This is a genomic window from Kitasatospora sp. NPDC048540 (assembly GCF_040651175.1).
GTDB lineage: Bacteria > Actinomycetota > Actinomycetes > Streptomycetales > Streptomycetaceae > Kitasatospora.
Genome location: NZ_JBEZIR010000234.1, coordinates 1 through 4,894 on the forward strand (window position 1 = coordinate 1; position 4,894 = coordinate 4,894).

6 protein-coding genes are annotated in these 4,894 nt (G+C 75.7%); 4 read left to right on the forward strand and 2 right to left on the reverse strand.

Features of this window, described 5'->3' with window-relative positions:
* Nucleotides 1-440, forward strand: a 440-nt coding sequence (locus tag AB0D08_RS40170) for an SRPBCC family protein (protein ID WP_359895309.1), incomplete at its 5' end; no start/stop codon positions are given.
* 83 nt (nt 441-523) lie between these two features.
* Nucleotides 524-862, forward strand: coding sequence for a YkvA family protein (locus tag AB0D08_RS40175; RefSeq protein ID WP_359895311.1), 339 nt, complete (start codon nt 524-526; stop codon nt 860-862).
* A 21-nt stretch (nt 863-883) separates the two neighbouring features.
* On the opposite strand, the gene AB0D08_RS40180 is transcribed toward AB0D08_RS40175, so the two are convergent.
* A complete protein-coding gene (locus AB0D08_RS40180) occupies nt 884-1,588 on the reverse strand; it encodes an SDR family NAD(P)-dependent oxidoreductase (protein ID WP_033826017.1) in 705 nt (234 codons plus the stop codon).
* A 161-nt stretch (nt 1,589-1,749) separates the two neighbouring features.
* Between AB0D08_RS40180 and AB0D08_RS40185 the strand changes: the two genes are divergently transcribed.
* Entirely contained in the window at nt 1,750-2,349 is a 600-nt protein-coding gene (locus AB0D08_RS40185; RefSeq protein ID WP_359895314.1) for a TetR/AcrR family transcriptional regulator, read from the forward strand.
* Between the two features lie 55 nt (nt 2,350-2,404).
* On the opposite strand, the gene AB0D08_RS40190 is transcribed toward AB0D08_RS40185, so the two are convergent.
* Entirely contained in the window at nt 2,405-3,973 is a 1,569-nt protein-coding gene (locus AB0D08_RS40190) for a CYTH and CHAD domain-containing protein (protein WP_359895316.1), read from the reverse strand.
* 309 nt (nt 3,974-4,282) lie between these two features.
* Between AB0D08_RS40190 and AB0D08_RS40195 the strand changes: the two genes are divergently transcribed.
* Entirely contained in the window at nt 4,283-4,720 is a 438-nt protein-coding gene (locus tag AB0D08_RS40195) for a hypothetical protein (RefSeq protein ID WP_359895318.1), read from the forward strand.
* Nucleotides 4,721-4,894: the final 174 nt, after the last annotated feature.

The window sequence follows — 4,894 nt, forward strand, 5'->3', positions numbered from 1 at the left end:
CCAAGGTGGCCGGCGCCCGCCGTGAGTTCGACACCGAGATCATCGACCAGCTCCCCGACGAGCGGATCTCCTGGCGCACCGTCGGCGGCGACGTCGAGCAGATGGGCATGGTGACCTTCCGGCGCATCGACGACACCCGCACCCGGGTGAGCCTGGCGATGGAATTCGAGCCGCACGGCGTGGCCGAGAAGGCCGGCGGCCTGCTCGGGGTGCTGGACCGGCAGGTCAAGGGCGACCTGAAGCGGTTCAAGGGCTTCATCGAGGAGCGGGGTGCGGAGAGCGGCGGCTGGCGGGGGCGGCTGTACCCGGACGGCGCCTCGAGCGCCCAGGCTGCGGGCCCGGGTGACGCGCCGGTCCGCGACCGGCCGCAGGCCCGGATGACCGGCGAGGGCGGCCCGCCCCCGGCCGAAGGTCCGGGCGGCAGTATGCGGCGCGGCTGATCCGTCCGGCTGCCGGGCGCCGGCGCGGGTTGCGGCGCCGGCGCCCGGGGGAGTGAGTGGTGTGGGAGCGGGAGGTGGTCGGGATGGATGCCACGGGTGTGTTCTGGTGGCTGGCCGGGGCGGTCGTGGTTGCCTCCCTGGCGGTCGCGGCCGTCCTGGTGGTCAGGCTGGTCCGGGCCCGCAGGCTGCTGCGGTCGACCGGTGTCCCGATGTCGACGAAGGTCCTGTTCTGGGCGTCCATCGCCTATCTGGTCTGTCCCGTGGACCTGCTGCCGGATCCCGTCCTTCTGGACGACATCGGCTTCCTGCTCGTCGCGCTGCGCTCCGTGCACAAGGCCGCGCTCCGGGCCGGCGTCGGACCCGCCGCCCGGCGGGCGGACCGGCCCGACGGCCCGGGACCGGAGCGGGCCGGGCCGTGGTGAGGCGCCTCGGCCCGAGGCGGTTCACCACGGGACGGTCTCGCCGTGGCGGTCGAGGAACCGCAGGCCGGGGGCGCCGGCCTGGGCTTCGAGGACGTCGACCACGGCCGGGATGCTCTGCCGGGGGAGGAGGGGCGCGTCGGGCCCGCCGAGCTCGGTCCGGTTGTGGCCGGGGTCGATGAGCAGCTTGGTCCGCCCGTCGTCGGCGTAGCGGGTCGCGTAGCTGCGCATCAGCTGGTTGAGCGCGGCCTTGCTCGCCTTGTAGAGCTCGTAGCCGTCCTCGGTGTTCAGCGAGATGCTGCCCTGCTCGGACGACATCACCGCCACCGTACCGCCGGGTGCGACGGCTCCGCGGAGGGCCTCCAGGGCGCGCATCGGGCTCAGCGCGTTGGTGACCATGACCTCGGTGAACATCTCGGTCGGAACCTCGCCGATCGGCAGGTTCCCGCGGTCGATCGCGGCGTTGACGAAGAGCAGGTCGAGAGGGTGCCCGTCCAACCGTCCGCGGAGCGCCGCAAGCTGGTCGGGGCTGGTCATCTCCAGGGATTCGATCGTCAGCTGCCCGCTGCGGGCGCGGGCCACCGCGTCCAGCTCGGTGCCGGCGCTGCGCGTGGTGGCGATGACCTGCCAGCCGCGGCGGGCGAGTTCATCGGCGAGCACGAGGCCCAGCCCCCGGGAGGCGCCGATGACGAGTGCCCGGCGGCGGTACGGGGTGACGGAGACGGACATGGGCGTTCCTTCGCTGTGGGGATCTGTGGAGGGATCCGTGGGGTGGACCCGCCGTACGGAATCACCGTGCGGCGACGCTCAGACTAGACGCAACGTCTCGTCTAGACGAGACGTTGCGTCCAGTTTGGGGCCCGGCCGTCGAGGCGGGTAGGGTGTGCGGCATGTCCGCCCCGAACCCTCCGGCCCCGCGGGCGCGGTCCGGCAGCCGGCGCGACGAAGCCGCACGGCTGGCCGTGCTCCACGCCGCCGACGACCTGCTGGTCGAGCACGGCTTCGGCGCCCTGACCGTCGAGGCCATCGCGCGCCGGGCCGGCGTCGCCAAGCAGACGATCTACCGCTGGTGGCCGTCGAAGACCGAGATCCTGCTCGACACGCTCATCGAGGACAGCGACAAGCGCCTCCCCGTCCCCACGGACGGGACCACCGTGGAGAGCATCCGTGCCTACCTCCGCGGGTTCGCCCGATTCATCACCCGCGACCCCGCCGGCAAGGTCCTCCTGGCCCTTCTTGCCCAGGCACAGCACGACCCCGGCATGGCGAGGACCTTCCACCGGCGCTACCTCGACCCCCGCCGCGGCCTGGAACGCGAGATGCTCGCCCGGGCGGTCGAGGCCGGGACGGTCGCGCCGAGGCTCGGGCCCGACGCCACGATCGACGCGCTCGTCGGCCCGATCGTCTACCGCGCCCTGACGGGGGCCAGCATCCCCCGCGGCCTGGTGGACACCCTGGTCGAGGACCTGCTCAGGCCGGCCTCGGACTGAGCGTCCCGCCCGCCCCGGTCGGTCCGGCGCGGTCCGGCGCGGTACGGGCCCGCCGTCAGTGCTCGAGCCGTTCGGCGGCCTCGGCCGCCTGCTCGACCCGGCGCGGGGCGTCCCGCCGTTGCCGGGCGTAGAGGACGCCGAGACCGAAGACCGCGGCGCCGTCCTGCGGCGGTGTGGCCGCGGCGAGGTCGGCGAGTGCCCGCTCGCCCATCACACCGTCCTGGTGGGCCCCCAACGGCTTCTGGATCCGCTTCATCCGGTCGACCGTACGGCCGGCGGGGCCGCCGACGAGCGGGCTGACGCTCTCCGCCGCGTACCGGGCGCGTTTGGCCGCCTTGCGGGCGCGGTGGAGCTCCCGGTCGCGCCGCGGTCCGGGAGGCAGGGCGAGGGCGGTCCGCAGCCGGCGCGCGGTGCGCCGCCGCTGCTTGCGCAGCATCCGGCGGGCCTCCGAACGGCCCCGCCCGGCACGGCCGTTCAGCGGGGGCCGGGTGGCGAACCGCTCCAGCTCGTCCAGCAGCGCGTAGTAGCGGCGCCCGTCCATGACCCGCAGCACGGCCCGGTGCGCCTCCCGGTAGCGGACCTCGAACCGGGCGCGGATCGCCGCGCCGACCGCGGCGGGGTGGGCGGCGGGCGGCAGCTCCGCCGCCTGCTCTCCGAGACGTCGGGCGAGCACCTCGGCGTCCCGGGCCCCGCCCAGCGCCCTGCCGAGCCGCCGGAGTTCACGGTCGAGGTGGTCGGCCGGAGCCCGGTCCAGGATCCGCCGATGCGCGGCCAGCGCACTGCGCAGCCGCCGGACGGTCACCCGCATGCGGTGCACGGAGTCCGGCTCGTCCATCCGTACGGCCGGGTCCAGCTCGTGCAGCGCGGCGACCTGGGCCCGCAGGCAGGCGGTGAGCGCCGCCCCGACGGACCCCGGCGGGGCATCGCCGCCGCCGGACGGCTCGGCCGGGCTCGGTACGGCGCGGGCCGGCGCGGCCGCCAGGCGACCCGCCAAGGCGCGGCCGAGCTTGGACCCGGCCGCCGAGTGGTGCAGACCCCGTTGGAGCAGTCGTGCGTCGATCTCGTCGAGCAGCGCGCGGTCCCCGGCGGCCAGCTCGACCTCGGTCTCCACCCAGGTGGTGGCGGACCGCCCGGCGGGAGGGCCGTCGGAGCGGGCCGAAGCGCCGAGGAGTTCCGCGGAGACCGTGTCGCGGGCCAGTTCGGCCAGCGTGCGGCCCTTGCCGTCGACGAGCAGGGTCAGGTCGCGTCTGGTCCGCAGATGGGCCACCGGGGCCACCTGCTCGCCCCGGGCGTCGGCGCGGGTGAGCGCCACCAGCTCGGCGGGCAGTAGACGGGCGTCGCCGTTGCGGCTGCCGCCGGATCCGAGGGGCAGCCGGGTCTCCGTCCGGCTGCCGGCGGGCCCCGGCGTCTTCAGGTGCCAGCCGGCATCGTGTCCGCCCGTCCGCCGGCGCAGGGTGATACCCCGGCGCAGCAGGTGCAGATCGGGGGTGTCGTAGTAGACGGCGTCGAGCTTCTCGGTGCCCCCGGCGCGCAGGCGCGCGACGTGGGACAGCTCGGCCGCGGTGAGCGGCCGGTCCACGGCGCCGTCGTACTTGCGTTCGATCTCCTCGTGCACAGTCGCCATACGGGCTCGTCTGCCCGGGCGCGGCGGGTCGAACCGCTCGTCGCCGGGCGGGCCGGTTCCACGGGGCCCGGCCGGGTGTGACGGCCGTGCCGAGGGCGTGCGCGGGCCCGAGCCCGGAACGGGGCGGCTGCTCTTCTGTTCTCCGGGCGGGGCTCCGGTGATTCGGGCGCCTGCGACCGTCCGTACCGCTGGTGGACCGGTGGTGGCCGGGTTTGCCGCGTCGTTCACGGGCAAGGCGAGCGGCGGCGCGGCGTGACCGTGCGCCGCGTCCGAGTCAGACCGTCCCGCACCGACTGGAGGCTGGTAGCGATGAAACCCGAAGACGACGACCGGCTCAGCGGGCCCGAGGCGCGCGGCAGCGCCGTGCACCCCGGGCTCGGCACGCCCGTACCGGACGACCCGGAGCTGCTGCTCGGGGACGCCCTGGCCGCCCAGGACCTGTTGGGCGTCGGGCCGACACCGCCCGCGGACCCGCCCACCGAGGACGAGCACTCCCTGCTGGAGCGGGCCCGCGAGTCGGTCGGCCGGGTGACCGCCGCGGCCGTGCACGCCGGTGATGCCGGCCTGGGCCGGGTCAGGCAGGCCGCCGAGTGGGCCGCCGAGCGGGCCCGGTACGGGGAGCCGGCGACGGCGTACCAGGACTGGACGGAGACCGGGCGGCCCGTCCGGCGCAGCCCGTACCTGCTGGGCGCGGGGCTGACCGCGGGGGTGCTGATCGTCTGGGCGGTGCTGCGGCGCCGCCGCTGACCGGTCCCCTGCCGCTGCCGCCGTCCGCACCCGTCGGAACCGTCGCAGGAGTGTCCGAGATGATCCGTCCGAGAGACCATGCGCCGCGGTGTCGTGGTACGCCGCCGTGAACAGCTGCTCCACCCGCACGTCCACGTCCCGCACGATGTCCATCAGGTCGCGCCGGCTGCGCCG